General features: G+C 65.3%; 11 protein-coding genes. 2 read left to right on the top strand and 9 right to left on the bottom strand.

The window, feature by feature from the left end; genetic code table 11:
• Positions 1-7 precede the first annotated feature (7 nt).
• From FB461_RS05695 to FB461_RS05710, 4 genes are all read right to left on the bottom strand, one after another.
• On the bottom strand, positions 8-1690 hold the full coding sequence (locus FB461_RS05695) for a ribonuclease J (RefSeq protein WP_142119746.1): 1683 nt from the start codon (positions 1688-1690) through the stop codon (positions 8-10).
• Between the two features lie 37 nt (positions 1691-1727).
• Entirely contained in the window at positions 1728-2633 is a 906-nt protein-coding gene (dapA, locus tag FB461_RS05700) for a 4-hydroxy-tetrahydrodipicolinate synthase (protein WP_142119748.1), read from the bottom strand.
• 25 nt (positions 2634-2658) lie between these two features.
• Positions 2659-3213, bottom strand: coding sequence for a dihydrofolate reductase (locus FB461_RS05705; protein WP_142119750.1), 555 nt, complete (start codon positions 3211-3213; stop codon positions 2659-2661).
• A 92-nt stretch (positions 3214-3305) separates the two neighbouring features.
• Entirely contained in the window at positions 3306-7622 is a 4317-nt protein-coding gene (locus FB461_RS05710; protein ID WP_170222625.1) for a TIM-barrel domain-containing protein, read from the bottom strand.
• Between the two features lie 500 nt (positions 7623-8122).
• On the opposite strand from FB461_RS05710, the gene FB461_RS05715 reads away from it, so the two are divergent.
• Positions 8123-10897 (top strand): family 49 glycosyl hydrolase, encoded by a 2775-nt coding sequence (locus tag FB461_RS05715; RefSeq protein ID WP_142119754.1) that lies wholly within the window; start codon positions 8123-8125, stop codon positions 10895-10897.
• Between the two features lie 601 nt (positions 10898-11498).
• On the opposite strand, the gene FB461_RS05720 is transcribed toward FB461_RS05715, so the two are convergent.
• The 3 genes from FB461_RS05720 to FB461_RS05730 form a co-directional block, all read right to left on the bottom strand.
• Positions 11499-15857, bottom strand: a complete 4359-nt coding sequence (locus tag FB461_RS05720) for a glycoside hydrolase family 97 N-terminal domain-containing protein (RefSeq protein WP_142119756.1) — start codon at positions 15855-15857, stop codon at positions 11499-11501.
• Positions 15858-15925: 68 nt separating this feature from the next.
• Entirely contained in the window at positions 15926-19897 is a 3972-nt protein-coding gene (locus FB461_RS05725; RefSeq protein WP_142119758.1) for an OmpL47-type beta-barrel domain-containing protein, read from the bottom strand.
• Between the two features lie 284 nt (positions 19898-20181).
• Positions 20182-20991 carry a thymidylate synthase gene (locus FB461_RS05730; protein ID WP_142119760.1) on the bottom strand — a complete coding sequence of 270 codons (810 nt, stop codon included), beginning with the start codon at positions 20989-20991 and terminating at the stop codon, positions 20182-20184.
• A 138-nt stretch (positions 20992-21129) separates the two neighbouring features.
• On the opposite strand from FB461_RS05730, the gene FB461_RS05735 reads away from it, so the two are divergent.
• Positions 21130-21717, top strand: coding sequence for a TIGR00645 family protein (locus FB461_RS05735; RefSeq protein ID WP_142119762.1), 588 nt, complete (start codon positions 21130-21132; stop codon positions 21715-21717).
• Here the strand turns inward: FB461_RS05735 and FB461_RS05740 are convergent.
• Positions 21711-22226 (bottom strand): tetratricopeptide repeat protein, encoded by a 516-nt coding sequence (locus tag FB461_RS05740; RefSeq protein WP_142119764.1) that lies wholly within the window; start codon positions 22224-22226, stop codon positions 21711-21713. The two genes, FB461_RS05735 and FB461_RS05740, sit on opposite strands and share 7 nt — an antisense overlap.
• Positions 22226-23017, bottom strand: coding sequence for a 4-hydroxy-tetrahydrodipicolinate reductase (gene dapB, locus FB461_RS05745; protein ID WP_281282062.1), 792 nt, complete (start codon positions 23015-23017; stop codon positions 22226-22228). The genes FB461_RS05740 and dapB overlap by 1 nt, the downstream gene beginning before the upstream one ends.
• Positions 23018-23046: the final 29 nt, after the last annotated feature.

Below are 23046 nucleotides of genomic sequence, written 5' to 3' on the forward strand. Positions count from 1 at the left end.
TCGGTACTCAGGCCTCGACGACGACCGGGAGGATCATCGGGCGGCGGCGTAGGCGACCTGACGCGAATCGGCCCACCACGCGACGCATGCCCTGCTGCAACTGGTGGCGGCCGACGTTCTCGGCCAGGCCGCTGAGCAGCGACTCGCGGATCTGGTCCACGACACCCTCGAGCACCGAGTCGTCCTCGGCGACGCCGCGCGCCTGCACGATCGGGCCGGCGACGATCTCGCGTGTCTTGCTGTCCACGACGGCGAATACGGAGATGAAGCCCTCCTCGCCGAGTACGCGCCTGTCTTGGAGTTCGGAATCCGTGAGTTTGCCCACGGACGAGCCGTCCACGTACACGAGTCCACACGGCACCGCCCCGACTATCTGCGCCTTGGAGTCCTTGAGGTCCACGACTATGCCGTCCTCGGCGATCACGACCCGCTCGGGCGGCACACCGGTTTTGACGGCGAGCGCCCCGTTGGCCACGAGGTGGCGGGTCTCGCCGTGGATCGGCATGACGTTGCGAGGACGCACGATGTTGTAGCAGTAGAGCAGTTCACCGGCGCCCGAGTGCCCGGAGACGTGCACCTTGGCGTTGCCCGAGTGCACCACGCGAGCGCCGAGTTTGGTCAGGCCGTTGATGACGCGGAAGACAGCGTTCTCGTTACCGGGGATGAGCGACGAGGCGAGCACGACGGTGTCGCCTGGGCCGACGGACACCTTGTGATTGCCGTTCGCGATGCGGCTCAGGGCCGCCATCGGCTCCCCCTGGGAGCCGGTGCACATCAGCACGATCTCGTCGTCCGGGAGGTTCTCGACGTAGCGGAGATCGACCAGGACGTCCTCAGGCACCCGCAGGTAGCCGAGGTCGGCCGCAATCTTCATGTTGCGGATCATCGAGCGTCCGACGAGCGCCACCTTGCGCCCGTGCGCGTACGACGCATCGAGCACCTGCTGCACGCGGTGGACGTGCGACGCGAACGAGGCGACGATGATGCGCTTGGACGACTCGGCGAAGACCTGGTCGAGGACGGGGCCGATCTCGCGCTCGGGCGTGACGAATCCCGGAACCTCGGCATTGGTCGAATCGACCATGAACAGGTCAACCCCGCGTTCGCCGAGGCGTGCGAACGAACGCAGGTCGGTGATGCGGCCATCGAGCGGGAGCTGGTCCATCTTGAAGTCGCCCGTGTTGAGCACGGTGCCGGCCGGTGTGGTGACCGCGACGGCCAGTGCGTCCGGGATGGAGTGGTTGACGGCGACGAACTCGCACTCGAAGGCGCCGAACTTGTGAGTCTCGCCCTCCTTGACCACGACGGTGCGCGGGTTGATCCGGTGCTCCTTGAGCTTCGCGGTCACGAAGGCGAGCGTCAGCGTGGAGCCGACGACGGGGATATCGGGCCGCAGCCGAAGCAGGTAGGGCACGGCCCCGATGTGGTCCTCGTGGCCGTGCGTCAGGACCAGCGCCTCGACGTCGCCGAGTCGGTGCGCGATGTAGTCGAAGTCCGGCAGGATCAGGTCGACGCCCGGCTGGTGCTCCTCGGGGAACAGCACGCCGCAGTCGATGATGAACAGCCGGCCCTCGTACTCCAGGACGGACATGTTGCGACCAACCTCGCCGAGTCCGCCGAGCGGCACGATTCGCAGCGTGCCCGGCTCGAGCGGCGGGGGTGGCAGTAGTTCTGGTGTGGACAGACTCAATCTGACTCCTGTGTGGTTGGGTGTCGGCCGATGGGTATCAGCCCGTCAAGCCGGCCGACGTTAGTTCTGCGATGAGGGCGGAGCGCTCGTCCTCGCTCGCGCGCACCTGCGGGAGGCGCAGCGCGGCCGACGGCAGATGACCAAGGGCGAACAGCGCCTCCTTGACCATGACGGCTCCGATTCCGCCACCCATGATCGCCTCTATGAGCGGGATGGCGCGGTGGAAGTGTGCCTGGGCTGCGGCGTGATCGCCGGCATCCCAGGCCTGGCGCATGGCCACGAAGGCCCCGGTCGCGACGTGCGCGACGACAGAGACGAGGCCGACGGCGCCGACGGAGAGGAAGGGCAGATAGAGACCGTCGTCGCCGCTGTACAGCGCGAGCCCGGTGCGATGCTGGGTCAGTCCTGCGGTATAGACGTCACCGGTGGCGTCCTTGACGGCCACGACGTTGTCGAGAGCGGCCAGCGCGTCGTACGTGGCCGGTCCGATGCGCAGGCCGGTGCGGCCCGGGATGTCGTAGAGCATGACGGGAAGATCCGTGGACGCCGCCACGGCCTTGAAGTGCTCGAGCGCACCCGCCTGGGACGGACGCGAGTAGTAGGGCGTGACGACGAGCAGGCCGTCGGCTCCGGCCTCGGCCGCCTGTTCGGCCATGCGGACGGCGTGCTTCGTGTCGTTCGATCCGGCACCTGCCACGATGGTCGCGCGATCCCCCACGGCCGCCACGACCGCGCGAATCACGTCGAACTTCTCTGGTGCGTGCGTAGTGGGCGCCTCCCCGGTCGTGCCGTGCAGGACAAGGCCGTCATTGCCCTCGTCCACGAGTCGCCTGGCGAGCGAGACTGTTGCGTCGATATCGATGTCACCATCTTCGGTGAACGGTGTGACCATGGCGGTCAGGAGCGCTCCGAACGGCAGCGCAGCATCATGTGTCAAGGGCATGCCTCTACGGTACCCCGGCTGGAACCTACGCCGGCGTCGCCCGGTAGCGCACGATCCGGTATTTCAGGCCCGTGGACGAGTTTTCCCACGCCGATTCCTGCTCCACGGCCCATCTGGGCGAAAGGTCCGGTGCGAAGGTGTCCCCCTCGACGGTCAGGTCGATGTAGGTGACGACGGCAATGTCCGCGATCGGCTCGCACTCCGCGAAGATCCGCCCGCCGCCCATGATCCACACTTCGCCGGTGGTCGACTCCCCGCGGGCGGCCGCCAGTGCCCGATCAAGCGACGGGAAGGTATCGGCTCCGTCGTGGGCCGACTCGGTAGTGGACACCACGATGTTGGCCCTGCCGGGCAACGGGCGGAAGCGCGCGGGAAGCGAGTCCCAGGTCGCCCGCCCCATCACGACCGGACTCCCCGCCGTCACGCGCTTGAAGTGGGCGAGATCCTCGGGCAGGTGCCAGGGCATATCTCCGTTCGCACCGATGACGCCGCCCGCCGCCTGCGCCCAGATCATCCCGATTACAGGGCTCGTGGCGCGCGAGGCGGATGCGGAAGCCGGTTCCGGCGTCGTTCCTGTCATGCCGCCAATCGTATCTGCAGGGCGCTCGCCGTGAGCGACCGGGGCGCACCGCGGATGCCGCGATGCGCCCCGGCTTTGGGCTCAGTGCCGATTTAGCGCAGCGCTACCTTCCTGGAGGTCACCTTGGCGATGTTCCGGCTGTCCTTGTTGGTCGGCATGAACCGGACCTTGACCGATTTCACCTTGGCGTATTTGCGGGCCAGGGTGATCGTGACCTTCCCCTTGCGCTTAGCCGGGAGCTTCACGCTCTTGAGGACCTTCTTTCCCCGCAGAACCTGAACCCGTCCGGCGGGCAGCGACCCATTGGTCAGTCGCTTGACCGTGATGCGAAGGCGCGGTCCCGCCTTGGCCGGCGATGCGAGGCGCTTCGCCTTGATGGACGCCGGCCTAGCCTTGACGACCGTGAAGTTGGCGGCGAACGTCCGCCTCACCGTCGTGGTCTTGCCGCTCGGCACCAGTTCGACGGAGAGCGTCGCGTACTTGCCTGCTCCCAGGGTTCTCGGCAAAGCGAACACCGCGCCCTTCCTGGTGCCGATCGCGGCTACGGGCTTCGTGCCCAGCGAGTCGCTCCCGAGCTTCACGCGAAGCGTTCCGCCAGTTGTGCCGGTGGTGACCACGGTGATGGTGGCCGGTCGCTTCGCGCCGTACGTCTGCTTGGTCGCCGACAGGGTGGCCGCGCTCACCGCAGGCGTCTCGCTTCCGGGACCATCTGGTCCGCAAGGCGGTATCGCAGCGCCTGCCAAGCAGGCGACGGCGGCAACGACCGTCACCGTCTGGCTCGAGCCAGCGAGTACGTCCGGTGAGCCCGCGTACGTCGCGCGGAACTGATGCGAGCCCGCGGTGAGAGTCACCGGCAGCGTAGCAATGCCCGCATTGAGCGGCGAATGGCCGATGATCTGGGTTCCGTCGTGGAAGGTGATCTCCCCGGAAGCCGTGTTCGGAGTGACAGACGCGGTGAGGGTCACCGTGTCTCCGACCAGATGGCTGCCGCCGGAAACCGTGAGGTTGACGGTCGCCACTGGTGCATCGTGTCGCGTGTATCGCACCGTCGTGGTCGCGGACGGTGACTTTGTCCCGGCCTGAACCGTGAGGCGACCGCTCGCGGCGTCGAATGTCCACTGCGCGGCATCCGCCTGCTGCCCGTCGAGCCAAACGGCGGCGGGTGCCTCGTCCAATCCGGTGAACACGGCCGTCCAGGCCCGGTTCGCCACTTGCCCGGAGAACGTGCCCTGGGTCGCGGCGACGTCGAGCGACGCCCCGGCGGCGGACTCGGCGTAGGTGATCCCGGTGCGGGCCGACGCTGTGGGATTGGCGGTCTCGCCGTCATCCTCGTACATTTCAGCCTCGCCGGACGATCCAGACCCCACCGTCACCGTGACCTGGTCGAGCGGGTTGAGGTGGTCGTTGGTCACGGCGGTCGACCGCGTAGTCACGATTCCGCCGTCACGGATGAACACCGGCATCTGAGCGAAGCTGCGCGTGATGGTCTCAGTGCGAGTCCCGTCCGAGGTGAACTTCTCGCCGGTGAAGAAGTCCGTCCACGTTCCCGCGGGGAACCACACCGTGGTCGATGCAGGGTTGCCCACGCCGGTGATCGGGGCAACCAGCAGATCGTCCCCGAAGTAGTACTGCGACTTGGAGTACTGGTAGGCGAGATTTTCCTGCGGGTGCTCCAGATACATGGCCCGTACCACGGGAAGCCCGGTGTCCTCCGCCTGCTTGGCGGCGGTGTAGATGTACGGCATCAAGCGGTTCCGCAGGCGCAGGAAGTCCTTGGCTGCGGGTTCCACCGCGGCGGAGGCTGCGGGAACCGAGGACGGCGTGTACTGCCACGGCATGCGCGCCGAATGATCGCCGTGAAGGCGCAGGATCGGTTGGAACACCCCGAACTGCAGCCAGCGGATGTAGAGGTCGTCCCACAGACGCCGTTGCGCGTCGTCCCCGACCTGGAACAGTCCATCGGCCTGCTGGAATCCGCCGATGTCGTGACTCACCGCCGACATGCCGGTGGTGGCGGATTCATCGGCAGTGAACGAGATCTGGGAGCGCAGGGAGTTGAACGTCGACCGCGCATCCCCCGTGAAGTGCGCGGTTGAACGCTTGTCCGCCCAGGGTCCTACCACGGCGCCGTAACTCGGTCCGTTCGCGCCGTAGACCGGCACCTTGCTCGGGTCGTTCCAGATCCCGGACTGAAGGGGCGTCAGGTTGTCGCCGTAGGTTCGGGAGAATCCGAAGCCGCGCGCGGTCGCAGAAGAGGGAGTGTCGTCCGCGACGTTGACGAGGTAGCCCTTCTGGCCCGCGTATTGCTCGTTGATGAACGCGTCGTCGCCGTAGCCCTGGCCTGACGCGGACGAGTAGTCCGCCGTGGACCAGTCGAGCCACCACAGATCGGCGCCTAGATCGTCCATACCGTCGTGCAGCTTCATATAGGCCGAGAGCTGCGCGGGGTCGGACCAGTCAAAGGTCGCGCACTTCACGCTGGCCGGGTAGGACCCGAACATCCGGCAGCCTTCGCCGGGCTCGTCCAGCTTCACGTTCGCGCTGTTTCCGCCTGCCGCGTCCACGTCGTCCAAGTACTGCTCGTACAGCGGGTCGCGGGTGTCGATGGTCGCGTGAATGTTGAGCACGTTGGCAATTCCACGATCCGCGGAATACTCGAAGAATCCCTGCGGGTCGGGGAAACGCGCCTCGTCGAACTCCCATCCATTCCATTTGTTGAGTTTCTTGAAGTCGGTGTCGCTGACGAGGGCATCAAGCGGAACGTTCTCTGCGGCAAACTTGTCGATGATGTTGTGCTCGTAGTCGTCCTGCGAGAAGTCTCGGTACTCAGAGAACCACACACCGTACGCCCAGCGCGGCAGGAGCTTCGATGGGCCGGTGAGCGTTCGCAAGTCCTGCAGCGCCGCCTTGAAATCGTGTCCGTACGAGAACAGGTAGCCGTCCTGGTAGTCAGCGTGGTGGATGTTGCGATCGGTCGCCGAGAGAGCTTGCGGGTCCCACAGCGAGGTCACCGTGTCGTCCAACAGCATCCACCCGTCGCGGTACAGCAGTCCCGGAGCCAGGGTGGTCTGCTTGTCGACATTGTCGAGCGAGCGGACGTAACCGCCGATCTGGACGTGCGCGGGCGGCGGCGTCGGGGAATCCGTGATGGCGATCGAGTCGATGTTGACCGACCCGTCGTCGGTTGACGTGCGTTCGATATCCAGCGGGTTCGTCCCGGCGTTCAATTCGAGTTCGAAGCTGAAGTCGGTCCAGTTGCCCCAAGCTGCGTCGTTACTGCCCGTGGACGGGAGCACGACGCGCGTGCCACCGATCGTGACCGCGCGGTCGACTGCGGTGGTCAGCGTCGTCGGCCCGTTCGCGTAGCGCACGTGGGCCCAGTAGCGGCCTGCGGCGGGGACGCCCGTAACGGCAAGCGATGTCTTGGCCCCGGTTGCGAGGAATCCGCCCGCGAACCCGCTTCCGCTGTAGTCGGCGTGGTCGTACTCCCGTTTGACCGCTCCGGACATCGTGCCGGCTTCCGCCTCGCAAGCGATTCCGAAGGAGCAGGACGCCGGCTGCGCAGCCGGATAGGGCGCCCCCGGCGCGGTTAGGGCGAACGCGTCCACATTGACCGATCCGGTGTCACTTCCCGTGCGCACCAGATAGAAGTTGTGCGGTCCCACCGTCAGCGGAACATCCTCGATGACCGCTGTACCCCATGCCTTCCAGTTGTTGGTCTCGGGCGCTTGCGCGGTGAGCGCTGGCAGCGTGACGCGGCTCAGCGGCGCGTTGTCGAAGGTGTAACTCAGGGTTCGGCTCGCAGCGCCGCCGTTGGCGTAACGGACGTGGAGGTCGTAAATCCCCGTGGCAGGAGCCACGAACTGATATGCCCCGTGGGTGGTGCTATTGCCCCAGCCTGCAACGAATCCGCGCCCGGTGAAGCCCAGATGCTCGCTCTCGACCCCAAGGTTGTAGAGCTGGCCCTCCTCGGCCTCACAGATCCGATCGATCTGGCACTGATCGACGCGTCCGAACGTGGGGCGGACCTCGGTGCCATCCACGGTAAGCCGCAGGTTGTCTGCCGCGAATTTTCCGGTGCCGACCCGATACTTGAGTTCGGCGCGATCCGTGGTGATCGTGAGCCAGCCGCCAGCGGTCGTCGTTTCGAAGCTCACTGGGGTGAAGTCGTCTCGCCCGATGGCGTTGAACGTCGCGGCGTCGGTGAGGTCCGTTCCGCCCGGGGCGTACTCCACTCGGAAGAGTGTGTCGCTGAGCACCTCGAAGCGCGCGTCGCCCGAGACGACGGTTCGATCCTGCAGGTCCGCACCGAGCGCCATTGACGGTTGAGTCAGCCCGGCAGCAATCGCGAGGCTGGCGATGGCCGTGCCACTGAGGATGCGACGTAGCGTACGTACGATTCTCGGCATGCGCTGACGCTGCAAGTCTGTCCGTTCGACAGGGTGGACTGGACGGTGCATGGGATCCTCCATCGGGACGTGCGTGGAATGCGCGGTGCTGCTTTGCACCGCGCCGCATCATTCTCGACTCCGGTCTGCTGGAGACGGCGATTGATTGGCGGCGTGGGAGATGCGACGGCGCAACTCCTGCTTTTCGATTCTATGGACGCAAAACCTGACAGTCAATCAGGCGACCGTTGTGGGGTTCAAACCTTGAATGCGGCAACCTCGGCGCGCCACTGTCGTCGAGTATCCCGTTGCCACGTCTTCCGGATAATTCCCCAGAATAAGAGCGATTTGCGGGACTACAGGCGCGATGGTGCGAGACATCGCGGAGCGGCGCCGCACGGCAGATCGCATGCCGATATCCGGATTTCCCGGCCGTCAACGCATGGACAAAATTGCAAGTTACACTGGAACCAGAACCAGATGAAATGCTCCTATTTCGTCCATAATGAAGGTTATTGTCAATGACGACTCCACACCGCACACCCCACACACGACGCCGAGCCGTGGCGACGGCATTCATAGTCCTTGCCGGCCTGATTCTCACCAGCGGACACGCGGCCGCCACACCTCGCACCGAAACACCAGCGGCAGCGGTCGCCGGCGACACGCTACATTCGCTGGGCGTAGCCGCCCCGTCCACGGCGCACACTCCTTCGCTGCGCACCTGGTGGCATATGAACGCCGAGGCCAACGCGGACGTCCCCGTCGCGGCACAAAACGTGCGGCAATCCACCTTCTACACAGTCAAGGTCGCCTCCGACACCGCGCGCGCTACGTGGTACGACTCCTTCACGTACCTGACGATCCCTCGCTCAGGCAAGGGAAAGCCGGGCTACGAGGATCCCGCCGACGGCGGGTACCACCAGGATGGCGCGGAGAACGTCTGGGAGAACGCCGAGGAGATCGGCGGCACCAACGCCCATCACACCATGAGCTGGACCACGTTCGAGTACGCCGCCGCGACCTGGGTCGACGTCCACCTCGCCACGGGCGAATCGGTGCAGTCCATCGACGATGTCCAACTCCGGCCGCGGAATCTCGACTTCGTTAGGTATCTGGTCAACTCGTCCACCGTGCGCATTCTGGTGCCGTACTCCCCCGACGGCTACCGATTCTCGGTCGAGTTCGCGCCCCAACTCACCGAGGTGGTGGGGGCGAATCGTGACTACTGGCACTCTGCCCCCGCCCAGCCGGACGTCTCCGTGGGCCGCATGATCGAACCCCGCAACGCGATGATCGTATTCGCCGAGGCGATCCCGAGCGGAGACGAAGCCCAGGCATCGATTCCGGGTCCGGATGATGGCGAGATCTACCGGCCGACTCCCGGCGAAATCCGCAATCTGCATACGGTCAACGCGGACGTGCTCTATTTCGAACCCGGAACCTACCACATGGGCGCCGATTACCGGGCTGTGCTGAATCCCCGCGTGCGGTGGATCTACTTCGCGCCCGGCGCCTACGTGAAGGGCGCGTTCGAGTTCCCCTCGAACGCCGCCACGACGTCTTACAAAATCACCGGCTTCGGGGTCCTGTCCGGAGAGCAGTACGTGTACGAGGCGGACACGCGCAATCCCGGCTTTACCCGTCGCGATCCCTCGCAGTACAGCGACTGTCACGCCGCATGCGTCAAGCCGTTGCGGTTCGATTCCGCCTCGGGCGTTCCGCAGACATTAGACCTCCAGGGCGTCACGATCGCCGAGCCGCCGTACCACTCGTTCGTCGTGTACGGCGACGAGTCAAGTTTCGCCATGAACGTGCGCAACTATCACCAGGTCGGCGCCTGGTACTGGCAGACGGACGGATTGGAACTATACGACGGATCGACCATGCGAGATTCCTTCATCCACGCCAACGATGACGTGCTGAAGATCTACCACTCAAACGTCACGATCGACAACACGGTCGTCTGGAAGGGCCCCAACGGGCCGGTCATCCAGTGGGGGTGGGTCCCACGCAATATCGCCAACGTCCGCGTCTCGCGAACCTACGTGATCCACAACCAGATGCAGTGGGACACGATCAACACCTGCGTGCTCAACTCCTCGCGCCACTGGGACTTCAGCGGCGACGACAACCGCGCCTCGCGTGCGGCGAACATCGCGAACGTCACGATCGAGGACACGTACGTCGAGGGCGCCGTGAACTGCATGGCCCGGATATACGCGCTGTCGAACACGTCAGACCTGACGATCAAGGGCATGTACGTCGACGGCTGGGTCGAACCCGGCACGCGACTTGCCAGCCACCTCACCGCCGACAAGGACAGCACGCAATCATCGCTACCCGTCGTCATTGGCACCAACCCGCACGGCGTGACGATCCAGAACTACGCGGTCGGGAACGCCTACGTGGAGAGCCGGCGTGACGATGGTGGCTGGGGAAACTGGCATGACAACAAACTGGGTCGGCTTTACGTTGGCCTGCCGTGGGAATCGTGGGACGTGTATCGCGCATCTGGCGCGCCGGATGTCCCCTTCCCCACCGGCTCCGCCGCGGGCCTCACCGATCCCTGCGGCGACGACAGCGTGAACCACTCGGGCCTTAACTGCCCGGATGACCCCGATCCGTGCGATGCGGCGGCACCCGGATGCGGGGAGCCGTGTGGCGCCGCGGACTGCCCGGGCGGCCCGGATGACAACGATCCGAAGCCCGGCGGCCCGTCAACCGCCCCGGTGAAGATCAGCAGCAAGACCATACCGACGCTGACCGGCACGGCGCGCGTCGGAAAGCGATTGCGGGCAACGTCTGGGACGTGGTCACAGCCGGGCGTTACGGTTCGATATCAGTGGTTACGCGCTGGTAAGCCCATCGCCGGAGCGACCGGGGCCGCATACACCCTGAAGAATGCGGACGCGGGAAAACTCGTCCGGGTACGGGTGAGCGCGACAAAGCCCGGCTACGCGAGTGGGAACGCCCAATCGGCCCCTCGTCGCGGCGCGAAGGCGCTCACGAAAGTCACCGTGAAGCGCAGTGCCGCGAGGGCGGGGGCGCGGCACACGATTCGAGTGCGAATCGCCACTGCGGCGACGAAGCGCCCAGCCGGGAAACTCAGGGTGCGCATTGGCAACAGGCTCATCAGCGTCAAGGTCCGCGCGAAGGACCGCGGACGAGTCACCGTTGTGAGCCGTGCAACGGCGGGGCGGGCGCGCGTGACCGCCAAGTTCACGCCCGCCAAGAAGCTGGCCCGCTACACGACGCGTGCCACGTCCCGGCGGGTCACTGTCACGCTGCGCTGACGCCCTTTGCCCCTGGGCGTCGTCGGGATCGCGGTGAGAAGTCAGCGGCCGTGCGAGATGGATTCCCGGCGTGCGGCCAATCGCGAGGCGGGCGCCTGGCAGCGACCTTCCGGCGGAGCCCGCGCCCCGCGGCCCACCCCGGGGCAAATGGCGCCCTCGCGGCTACCCCCGGGGCACACTCGCACTCCATAGCCCACTGTCAAGTGTGCCGACGGGTTGGAGCGCGATTCGGCCACCGTGCGCACCGCCGGACCGGGTCAGTCTCGGCAAGGTCAGTTCGGCTCGCAGTTGGGCGGCTCGACCCTGCCCGGCTCGCCGTAGGGCGGATCGACCCGTAGTTGGGCAGATCGGCTCGGCCCCGCTCGACTCGGCCCCGCTCAGCTCGCCGTTGGGCGGATCGGCTCGGCCCTGCTCCACTCTGTGCAGATCAGCCTCGACCGAGTGGAGCATTCGGTATGGCCACAATCCGGCACATGAAATCCCCACCCGGCGTAGTTCCGACTCATTCAAACGCATGCCATATCGACCTGCCGTTGCGCTGCAGAACACAGACGGGGACGGCAACGCATTGCGTTGCCGTCCCCGTCCCGTTGATCGAGCGTCAGCGGCGCTTCGCTGTAACCGACTTCGATGTCTTGCTCGCGACGTTCCTCGCGTCCTTCGGCAGGAAGACCGCACGAACCTTGAGCGACTTCTTGGCCGAGAACTTCTTGGCGAGCTTGACCTTGACCGTGCCGCCCTTCGGCAGGGACACCGTCTTGACGCGCTTCTTCCCCACCGAGATGGCGACGGAACCGATCGCCGGAGCGCCGTTGTTCAGCTTGGCGACCTTCACGGTGACGACCGGCTTCGCCGACCGCTTGTACCGCTTGGCAGACACGGTCACCTTGCCCGGTCGCGCCTTGACCACCGTGAACGTTACTGCGGGCACCGAGGTGGCACCAGGACGATCCGGCAAAGCCAGGGACGCCGTTACCTGCTTGTAGACGCCCGCCGCCAACGTGCGCGGCAGTTTGATGCTCGCTCGGTACGAGGATCCCTGGCGAACCAGCTGCGCCGATCCGAGCACCTGACCGCCATTGCGGAAGGTCACGACCCCCTGGATCGCGCCCGAGACATCGGCCGTCACGGTTGCCACGGAGCTGTGACCGTACGTCTGCGAGCGCTTCGAGAACGACGGCTTCGCGACGGTGACCCGGGCTGGCACCACGGTGATGTCCGCCAGCGCCTGCGAGATGTCACCTGCGGTTGCACTGAGCTTGACTGTGCCCAACGCGGTACTCGTCCGAATAGCCGGCACATCCGCCTTGCCGTCCGCGCCGGTGGTCACCACCGCAACCTGGCCGCCCGCCGCGAAGGTCGCGGAACCGGTAAGCGTGAAGCTGACGGCCAGTCCGGGCACTCGATCGCCCGACGCGGTGAGCGCCGTGACACCCTGTTGCGGATTGGCGGCTGGCGTTTGCTCCACCACCTCCGTTGCGCCTCCGTTTCGGATCAGTTCGGCCACGGTTTCCGCGGCCGGCGGCTGGAGCGCGACGAGGGGCAGGATGACTGGCGAATGTGCCGTCCAGTTGAGCAGATCTGCTTGGGACTGCGTGGATTCGTCGACGATAATGTCGAGGGCGTTCCCATCCCTGGTGTCGCTGTCCTTGGCAGCGGATCCGAAGTCCGCATAGCCGAGTCCGCCGCCCGGGCGCCAATCGGGAATCCAACCGTCCGTGTTGCCCGGGTCATCCCAGTTAAGGACGGGACGGATGTTGTTGATCGCGTCCGGCGTCTCGATATTGATGAACATGCCCACGCCGATTCGTGCTTGCCCGATGTTGAAGCCAGCAGGCAGTGCGCTCTTCGAGATCGACGCCGCGATCTCCCCCCGAGTCGCGAGCTTGGACAGTGACACATCGCCTACCTTCGCCGAACCGGGAGCGCTGTAGACGCCGCCGTTCCAACGGCCATCGATCACGACGGCCCGGGACCACGGAGATGAGGCTGACAGGTTCGTGCCAGCGCGTGCTGGCACGGCGCTCCCGTCTCCGGATCCGAGGTAGATTTCCACGTGCTGAAGGCAGATGGTGTCGCAGCCCCACGGGTTGTCGATCGGTGCGTTGATGGCGGTCACGAACGTCAGCCCGTTTCCGGTGTCGTACACCCTCACCCCCGTCAGATCGAACGAGCCCGGCGCATACACGCCGTTCTTCGGGTACTCGTAGGTGCCCGGACCGTTGTCGTCACCGGTGGGATCGGAGAGCGTTCCGACGAGGGTACCGAATTGGCTGACCTCGCTCGATGCCGCCGAACGCGCCCCATTGAGCACGGCCCGAATGACATAGTTGTTGCCGTTCGCTCGCTTCGCGTCCGTCCATGTCGTCGTTCCCACAGGAAGCGATGCCAGGGGCGTAGCCGGATAGACGCCTACGTCCGCTCGCCGATAGATCTCGTAACTCGCGCCGGGGACCGGGTCCCAGGCGATGTTCACCGAGGTCGAGGTCACCGAGACCAGGCGCACGTTCTGAGGCACGGGCACGGTAGCCGTCACCGCGACGTTAACCGTCACGCCGCCCACGGACACGGAAACGGGATCATTGCCGACGATGCGCACGGAGTATCGAAGGGTCGTCGAGCCACCCGGCTCGAGGACGACCTCCTGCGCGACCCCTGGCCGGCCGTTCACGCTCACCTGAAAGGACTTGCGCGCCGTCAGCGGGGAATTGTTCACGATGGTCGCGACGACGGGAACGATGTCGCCGCGTTCTGCGCTCGCGGGAGCAGACAACGACTGCACCGTCAGCGCGGGCTGCCCGTAGGAGGGAAGCGACGCATCCGAGGCAGTGGCAGGGCGAATGCGGATCGCCTGCCCGCTGCTCTTGCCGAGCTGCGCCACCATGGTGTCCGCGCTCGTCACACGCACCCGCGTGACGTCGAGCGAACTGGGGTCCGCGTCGTAGTCCGTAGCGGCGGTGTCCGCGAAGATCTCAGCTACCCACTGGCCCGTGCCCAGGAAGCTCAACGGGAACGACAGGTCGCGCGGCTGGTCGGCATTCATGGCGCCGATCCACCACTGGGTACCCTTGCGCCGCGCCGTCACCAGGTGATCACCAATGTCCGCCGAGAGGGTGTGGGATTCATCCCACTGCGCCGGAAGGCCGTCGTACCACTCGATGCCCCGGTTGATCGAATAGTGCTCGATCATGTCCGCGGCCATCTGGACCCCGGAGAAGTAGTTGACCGTCATGGCTAGCTGCTTGGCCGCAGTCGTCTTCACCCGCCAGTTGCCCGGCTGCCTGTTGTTGTAGGCGACGTCCATCACGCCTGGCGTGTAGTCCATAGGCGCCGCAAGGCCGCGCGTAAACGGAAGGATCAACTGGTGCTCGGGCGTGTTGCCGACCCCCGAGAAGGCGTCCCACTCCTGACCGCGCATCGCCTCGCGTGAGATGGCGTTGGGGAAGGTGCGGATCTCGCCGGTGCCGTGCACGCATTCGTGGCAGTTGACGTTGATCTGGTTCTTCGCGGCCTCCGTCAGCACGAACCGGAAGTGGTTGACCATCTCCTGGTCGTAGCGGTGGTGCTTGGGCGTCAGGTCGCCGGTCGAGCCGGGGTAGACGGCGTCTGCATCCTCGCGGCTGGGGATCGACGGGGTGGAACCGACGTAGCCGGTCTTGAGGTAGTGGATTCCCCAGTCCTTGTACTGTTCGAACAGTCCGTCGTTGATCTGCGTCTCGTAGCCCCACGGGTTCGATCCGGTTTCATTGTGGGCGATGAATTCGACACCCTTGGACTCGGCGTACGACAGGACCTCATCGATGTCCAGGTCGTCCGTCGGAGCGTCGAAATCCTGATCGCTCCAGTGACCGTCCCAGCCCTTGTTCCAGCCCTCGGCGAGCACGCCCTGGATGCCGTTGGCTGCGGCGAAGTCTATATATTCCTTGAGCCGCTCGGTGGTCGCGCCGTGGTGGTCGCCTTCCTCCCAGGAGGCGAGGTCCTGCTGCAGCATCCACCAGATTCCCACGTAGGTGGCGCCCTTCACCCAGTCCTGCGCGTCCGCGAACAAGGTGGCGTCGGGAGCGGGATTGAGGTTCTCCAGGAGGTAGGAGTCGGCCAGTCCGCCCGCGTTGTCCGCGATGGTCAGGCTGCGCCACGGGGTGGGCTCGTCGCGCCCGGCGCCCGTGCGGACAACGGCCGCATCGCGCGTCATGGAGGGGACGAGTTCCACGCGCAGCCCTGTCGGTTCCTTCTTCAGCGTCATCGCCGAATAGTCATCGAGGTCGGCCTCGTGGATGGACAGGTGGTCACCGTTGGCGTACCGGAAGGTGGCGGGGGCGTTGGAGCTGCCCATCGTGGCGTACGTGGACTGCTGCCACAGCGCCTCGTCGTCGTCGAAGTTCTGCGGTGTCCACCACGCGTCGGGGTTACCGGTGAGGTTGAACTGCGTGACCTCGTCGATGATTTCGAGATCCGCGAGCCCGGTCTGGTTGGGCACGTCGTAGCGGAACGCGACCCCGTCATCGTAGGCGCGAGCAATCACGGAGAACGCGTAGCCGTTGTCGGTGACCGCGTAGGTGCGTTCGGTGTAGTGGTTGCGCACTTCGGCATCGCGGCCGACGTACGTTTCCCACGTTTCGTCCGTGGTCGTCTGCGCGGAGGCCGACGTAATCGCGGCGTCGTCCCCCAGGATCTCACCGCCGACGAGGTTCAGTCCGAGCGCAGATTCGCTGACGAGTTCTTCGCCGTCCTTGGTCACGGAGTAGACGAGTTGTCCATCCGCGTCTACGTCAACGCCGATGGCGATCGTGCCGTCGGGCGACGTCGTGGCGTCGCCCACGACGACGACGGCAGGTGCAGGTGCGGCCAGCGCGGCAGGCGCCACTGCCAGCGCACCGCCTGTGACGACGAGGGATCCGGCGGCCAAGCCGACTGGCAGCATACGGCGCCAGGACCTCGTACCGGTGTCATGTGAAGTCATTTTTTGTCCTTTGATTCAAGTCAGGTGGCTGGAGCGGTGGGGCGCTGGGCCGCCCCACCGCTGGCGGGTCAGGAGGCGGAGACCGCCTTGGAAGTTCGCGTCGCCGGGGCGAATCCCTTCTTGCTTGCCTTCACCTTCACGGTGATGCGCTTGTCTCGCTGAGCCGAAGTCACCTTCAGTTTCTTCTTGGTCGCTCCCTTGATGGCCTTGCCCTTGGCGTACCACTGGTACGTGAGCTTCACGCCCTTCGGCCTCCACTTGCTGGTCTTGGCCTTGAGCGTCTTGCCGACCTTGACCTTGCCAGCGATCGCGACCTTGCCGGCCGTGATCTTCCACTTACCGGCGCTCGCTGTCTTCGTCACCTTCTTGTACCCGGCCGCGGATGACGTGACCACGACGGTGATCTTCTTACCCAGGTTCGCCTTGGTCGGCTTGTACGTAGCCTTGGTGGCCCCGGCGATGTTCTTGCCGCCCGCGCGCCACTGGTAGGTGAACGTCGCGCCCGGCAGCCAGCCGGACGCCTTGGCAGTGAGCTTCTTGCCGACCTTGACCTTGCCCGAGACCTTGACCGACCCGGCAGGCTGGTCCTTGTCCGCGGGGTTGGGCAACGTGCCGGTGTTGGCGGTTTCCGCTGCGCTGACGTTACCGGCGATGTCGACGGCGCGGTACGCCACGACCTGGTTCGCCGCGGTCAGGGCGACGTCAACGGGGAGGGTGTAGGTGGCCCACGCCGCGCTACCGGGCAACTGGTATTCGACCCGGTCGATGCCCGACGCTGCGTCGGTGCCCGTGAGGGTGACCGTCGCGCTCCGGGCTCCCGTGGCAACGCTCGCCGAGACACTCGGAGCCGTCGTGTCCACGCTGACAGCAGCGACGCTGTGGGCATCGCCGGTACGGCCCTGCGCGCCGATCGAACGCACTGCGACATCCGACGGGCCGTCGCCGATCGTCGCGCCGGCCGCGTACGCGGACCAGGTGGCGCCGCCGTCGGTGCTGTACTGCAAGGTGGCACCGGCGGGACCGTTGACGGACAGGGCAGGCTTCGCCGTGTACCACCCGGCGAGCCCGTTCGGCGTCGCCGGGGTGAGGGCGCCGGTCGTCGCGCCGCGCACGGTTACGCCGACGGTGTCGGTCTGGTCTGCGTCGACGGGGGTGCCAGCGGTCAGCGTTGCGGTGTACGAACCTGCGGTCGCGTACTGGTGCGACGCCGTCGCGATGTATCCCGTGCCGTCGGTGTCAGGGAGCAGTCGAGCCTGCTTGACGGTGCCGTCACCGAAGTCGACCGTGCGGGTCGTGACGCCCGAGATGCTGCCAGCGGCCCCGCCTGTAATCGTGGCGGATACGGTCACGTTCTGGCCGGTCTCCGCCTCAACATCGGTTGCGTCGTCATCGATCGCCGCCGCGAAGGCGCCGACGTCGGCCTTCTTCAGCAGTGCCTTGATCTCGAAGATGTCCACGTAGTTGGATGCCCCGGCGGTCTGTTCGTTGTGCCACTTGTTTGCCTGGAAGTAGCTCATGTTGATGGCTAGCGGGTCGTGATGAACGCGTACCTCGTAGGTCTTTCCCGCCTCAAGACGGGCTTTGACGAACGTCGAGCCTTGCCGCGCCTGCCAGTTTCCGAGCGTGCCGCCTTCCGATGGATCCACGTACGTCCGCGGCATCACGAAGAAGCCATCCGCGACATCGTCGGACGAGCCCTCCTGCGTTACGGTGACCTTCTTGATCCCGGAATCCACGCCGTTGCGCAGATCGTTGCCCTTGGCGTAGTCGGCCTGGAGCAGGTAGGTCCCTGTCACCGTGGGAGAGAACTTTGCGGTGATCTGGTCGGCTGGGTTGGTGCCCCAGTTGGAGTAGTGCGTGGTCGCACCGCTGGCCGGAATCCCGCCAGCGACAACGTCCACGAACTGACTGGCGGGAACCTTAAGCACTCGCTCGAACGCGTCGCCCCAATAGCATTGCGGATTCGAATCCTGGGAAGCGTTTCCGCTCGAGGCGTAGGTCGCGCGGATCGCGTAACAGTAGGACACGCTGTTCAATGCCGCGGAATCCGGGTCGGTCCACGTGCTCGCGGCGGGAACGTCCTTGGCGACTACCACTCCATCGCGCAGTACGTCCACTGTGAGTCGAGCGGGGTCCTCACCGGCGTAGTTGATGCCGAGCCGCACTCGCTTGTCCGTTCCGCTGCCCGTCGTCGAGAGCGTCACCGCGGGAGTCTTGGGGCCGTAGATCGCTTCCTTGCTGTGGGTATTCGCGATCGGAGCCGCTCCGACGCTCGCGCTGGCCTTTCCGAGGCTCACCTCGATGTTCGACTCCGCAGTCAGGGCACCCTCCCCGATGACTTCACCCGTCGGCACGCTCGCGCCGTCCAGTTTGATAGCGTCCACCGGATATGCCCCGATGCTGGCGGCGTCGTTCGGCAGATCGATCACGACGTTGACCTTCTTGCCCCGGTAGTCGATGTTGCTCAGGGAGATCTTGTCGACTCCCGCCAGGTATCGCTGGCGAATCTGGGCTGTGATGAACGGAGCGATGCGCAGGCCACCCGACTCGGCCTCCACGCCGAACATCACGTCGCGGATCATGCCGATGCTGCCGGCGACGGACCAAGTCTGGTACTGCGAGTTGAGTCGAGTGTCGACGCTCGTCGTGAGGATGTTCAGGTTCTCGTAGTTGGAGCCGAAGAGTGCCGGCGTGCGCAGCATGGATTCGAATTGCCGGCTTGCGGCCGTGTCGTTGCCGACCTTCGCGGCGGCGCGCAGCATGTACGCCGTGACGAACGGCCACACCCCCTCATTGTGGTAGGTCCCGTTGAACTGCTGCTGCGGCCAGATCACCGATGGTCCGGTGAACGTTTGAGGATAGTTCGCGATCGCGGCCTTGGCCTGCTCGTCCGTCGCGATTCCGCTCAGGATGACGAGCGCCGTGCCGAGCGCGTCATAGCGTTCCGTTGGCGTTGGGTTCAGCGCGTTCGACAGAACAGAGGAGAACTGCTGCCGCTCGGGCAACCACAGGTTGTCCCGAATGGCGGCGGCGAGATCGTTGGCCCATGTCCGATACTTGGCCGCATCGGCAGTATGCCCCGCCTCCGCGGAGAGCCGCGCAACGAGATCGATCGCTATCCAGTGGGTGACGTTGGTCGAAAGCGACTTGGACTCCGTGATATCGGTGACGTCAGATCCCGTCCACTCGGGGTACGTCTGCTGGCGCCAGTCGAGGAAGGAGGTCTCACCGGGATAGAGGCCGGTTTCGCTGTCGAAGATCACCGCACGGTCGTGATCGACGGTGTTCTTGACCGCTTCGAGCGAACGGCTGGCGAAACTCGCCCGCTGGGCGCTGGGCAGCCAATTGAGGAGTTCGTCGGCGCCGGTTGCCCAGGACACGCGGTCCGTCGAGTTCGGGTAGCTGCCGCCCGTGCCGGTGTCCTGCAGGATCTGCAGGTCACCAGCGATGCCGCCGCCGCCAGCGACACCGTCCACGCGACGCTCGGAAAGCTTGAAGTCCAGCGTGTTGCGCATCCGGATGGGATCGACTGCGGCAAGACCCAGGTCTGCTGCGTAGGCCAGGTCGCGAGTCCAGATGTACGACCAGTTCTTGCCGGTGATGTAGCAGCCGACGCGTTCGGCATCAGGGATTCCCTGGGGGTTGCAGTCGATCGATGCGCCAGCGTTGTAGTTGTCGGTGTTGATCCGATCGCGCTGTAACAGTTTCTCCTCGTGCAGAGCGAATGCGAACATCCCGTCGAGGACCGCGGATCCGGTGCGCAGTAGCGGGTCTCCGGGGGTCTCGTTGAACTGCTTGGTCACGCCCATGTCGCTGGTGAGGCGATAGCTGCGCAGACATGTGACCGGATCGGTGGCGAGCACGCGGATCGTGGCGCCGTCGATTCCATCGGTGTACTCCCCGACGGGTTCGGTTACGGCGCACGGATCGACCGTCGCGCTGCTGCTCGCAGTCGCCGGCGGCGCCACGGCAATGGCACCCGCAGCCAGTGACACCCCCAAGGACAATGTCGCAATTCGGGTAGTCGTCAGTCGACGCATTGCATCTCCTTTGAGGCAATTCAGCGGGACGTCAGTTGTCCCTGGTTTTAGTCCGCCCCGCATCGGGCGAGACTTCCATTAACTGTGTAAAGGCAAGAGTAGCGAAGGAATGGTCATATATGCAATTCGACTTCCGGTTTATATGCTTCTTTACAGACGTAAAGTGGCAAATTTACATCCGACCGGGGGCGCTAACTGGGAAAAACGGGACCGAGCGCCGCAACAGATAAAAAGCGCGCGCCAGCAAACCCACGCATCAACCCTCGTCGAGGGTCGTCTCGGGGTCAGACGGCCACGGGTGCCTGGATCGCCGGGTGGTGCTGGTAGTTCTCGATCTCGACGTCGGCGAAGTCGTAGTCGAACAAGCTGGGCGCCTGGTGCAGACGAAGCGTCGGCAGAGGATACGGCTCTCGGGTCAGCTGTTCCGCCACCTGCTCCCGGTGATTGTCGTAGATGTGGCAGTCGCCGCCGGTCCAGATGAAGTCACCCACCTCGAGGCCAACCTGCTGCGCAACCATGTGAGTGAGCAGTGCGTACGAGGCAATGTTGAACGGGACGCCGAGGAACAGGTCGGCGCTCCGCTGGTAGAGCTGACAACTGAGTTTGCCATCGGCCACATAGAACTGGAAGAACGCGTGGCACGGCTGAAGCGCCATGTCATCCAGGTCGGCCACGTTCCAGGCCGAGACGATGATGCGCCGTGAGTCGGGGTTGGCCCGAAGTTGTTCGAGCACCCGCTCGATCTGGTCGATGTGACCGCCGTCGGGAGTGGGCCAGCTGCGCCACTGGACGCCGTATACGGGACCCAGTTCGCCGTCGGCGTCGGCCCACTCGTCCCAGATCTTGATTCCGCGCTCCTGCAACCAGCGGACGTTGGAATCACCGCGCAGGAACCACAGCAACTCCCCCACCACGCCCTTGAGAAAGACCCGCTTGGTGGTGACGAGCGGAAATCCCTCCTGCAGATTGAAGCGCATCTGGTGGCCGAACACGGAGGTGGTTCCCACGCCGGTGCGATCGGACTTCGCGGTACCGTGCTCGACGACGTGGCGCAGGAGATCCTCGTACGGGGTGGCAGGCGTGGTTTCGGTCACCTCACCATCGTAACCGCGGAAGCGGTCGGTTCACGGGCCGCAGCGCACGCGTACTCAGGATCAGGTCGCTTTCACCGAGTATTATTCCGGAGCACTGTCTATCGGTTCCGCGAGCCAAACCCCGCAAGGAGTTCTTCCATGACCACGGTCACCCCCGACAGCCCGGATCATTCGAGTATCGCAGCCGCTGCGAACGGCCCGACACCCCGGCAGCGTTCCGCCATCGGCATGGCGATCTTCGCCTCCCGCTGGTTGCAGGCCCCGCTCTACCTCGGACTCATCGTCGCGCAGGCCGTCTACGTCTGGCAGTTCCTCAAGGAGTTGTGGCACCTGATCGAGGGGGCGTTCGGCCACGGCGAGGCGCTCACTGAGTCGAGCACCATGCTGCTCGTGCTGGGCCTCGTCGACGTCGTCATGATCTCGAACCTGCTCATCATGGTGATCATCGGCGGATACGAGACGTTCGTGTCGCGCATCAACCTTGATGGCCACCCGGACCAGCCCGAGTGGCTGAACCACGTCAACGCGAACGTGCTGAAGACCAAGCTCGCGATGAGTATCGTGGGAATCTCCTCGATCCACCTGCTAAGGACATTCATCGAATCGAACTCCGGGCGCGTAACGTCCGAGACGATGCTCTGGCAGACGGTGATCCACCTGGCCTTCGTCGTGTCCGCTCTGGCACTAGCCTGGATCGACAAGATGTCCCAGCCCAAGGGTCACTGATCGGACTGTTGCTCCGGCCCCGCGTTGGCCGGAGCAACAGTCCCTGCGCCCCGCTCGGATCGCTGCGTCCGCCTGATAGCCGCCGCCTTGCGCAGCGACTGCCTGGCCCGCGAGCGGTCGCCGGCGGCCTCGTAGGCGAATGCCAGGTTGTACCAGTTCTTCCAGTTCTCGGGGTCCTCGGCCACTACCTCGCGAACGTGCAGGAACGCCTCGTCGGCCGCCTTGCGGTCGATCCGTCCGCCGGGCGAACGAGGCAGTTCGTCCTTCGGCAACTCATCGAGTCGGGCGAGCTCATTGGCCATCGCCTGCACGCGCGACGCGAGCATGAGTTCGCGCATCACGAAGAAGACCACGATGACGGGCAAGGCCAGCACGGCGACGCCGATCCCGATGCCGTGCCATTCGCCGGTCTTGATCAGCGCGATCGCGCTGCCGGTCACGGCCCACAAGTAGATCGCCAGCAGCACGGTGACGAGGACCACTGGGGTGATCGCCTTAAACTGCCGCATCAGCCGATCTCCAGCAGGTTCTCGAGGCCGACGGTCAGGCCCGGCCTCGACGGCGCCTTGCGCACGGCCAGCACCACGCCGGGCATGAACGAGGTACGTTCGAACGAGTCCTGCCTGATGGACAACTGTTCGCCGGGGTTTCCGAGCAGGATCTCCTCGTGCGCGGTCAGCCCGCGCAGGCGCACCGCGTGCACGTGAATGCCATCGACCACGGCACCGCGCGCCTCGTGACCGGTCTCGGTCGCATCCGGCGAGGATCCGCGACCGGCGGCCGAGCGCGTCGCTGAGATCGCAGCCGCCGTGTGGCGAGCGGTGCCGGATGGAGCATCGACCTTGTCGGGGTGGTGCAGTTCGACGATCTCGACGGATTCGAAATAGGGCGCCGCCTTCGCGGCGAGCGTCATGGCGAAAACCGCGCTCAGCGAGAAATTGGGTGCGATCAGCACACTCACGCCGTTATGAGCGCGTTGCAGGTGCTCCGAAAGGCGACCGAGGGAAGCCTCGTCCCACCCGGTGGTGCCAACGACCGCGTGCACGCCGGCATCAATCAGGGCGTGGACGTTCGCCTCCGTCACCGAGGGCACGGTGAAGTCCACTGCCACCTGAGCCTTCGATCGCTCGAGGACGGTCGCGAGGTCCTCGCCCGAATCGACGCGTGCAACGAGTTCAAGCCCGTCCGCGGCCTCAACCGCATCGCAGACCGTCTTTCCCATGCGTCCCTGCGCGCCGAGCACGGCTACGCGGAGGGGATTCGTCGTTTCTGGGGTATCAGGGGCGGTTGAGGAAGTCACCGAAGCACCCTACCAATCCCAACTGTGAT

This window comes from Rarobacter faecitabidus, assembly GCF_006716265.1.
Classification (GTDB): Bacteria; Actinomycetota; Actinomycetes; order Actinomycetales; family Cellulomonadaceae; genus Rarobacter; species Rarobacter faecitabidus.

Excerpts from the sequence above, each read along its gene's own strand:
- dapA (WP_142119748.1), bottom strand. The coding sequence starts at position 2,633 with ATGCCCTTGACACATGATGCTGCGCTGCCGTTCGGAGCGCTCCTGACC.
- FB461_RS05705 (WP_142119750.1), bottom strand. The coding sequence starts at position 3,213 with ATGACAGGAACGACGCCGGAACCGGCTTCCGCATCCGCCTCGCGCGCC.
- FB461_RS05710 (WP_170222625.1), bottom strand. The coding sequence starts at position 7,622 with ATGCCGAGAATCGTACGTACGCTACGTCGCATCCTCAGTGGCACGGCC.
- FB461_RS05715 (WP_142119754.1), top strand. The coding sequence starts at position 8,123 with ATGACGACTCCACACCGCACACCCCACACACGACGCCGAGCCGTGGCG.
- FB461_RS05720 (WP_142119756.1), bottom strand. The coding sequence starts at position 15,857 with ATGACTTCACATGACACCGGTACGAGGTCCTGGCGCCGTATGCTGCCA.
- FB461_RS05725 (WP_142119758.1), bottom strand. The coding sequence starts at position 19,897 with ATGCGTCGACTGACGACTACCCGAATTGCGACATTGTCCTTGGGGGTG.
- FB461_RS05735 (WP_142119762.1), top strand. The coding sequence starts at position 21,130 with ATGACCACGGTCACCCCCGACAGCCCGGATCATTCGAGTATCGCAGCC.
- FB461_RS05740 (WP_142119764.1), bottom strand. The coding sequence starts at position 22,226 with ATGCGGCAGTTTAAGGCGATCACCCCAGTGGTCCTCGTCACCGTGCTG.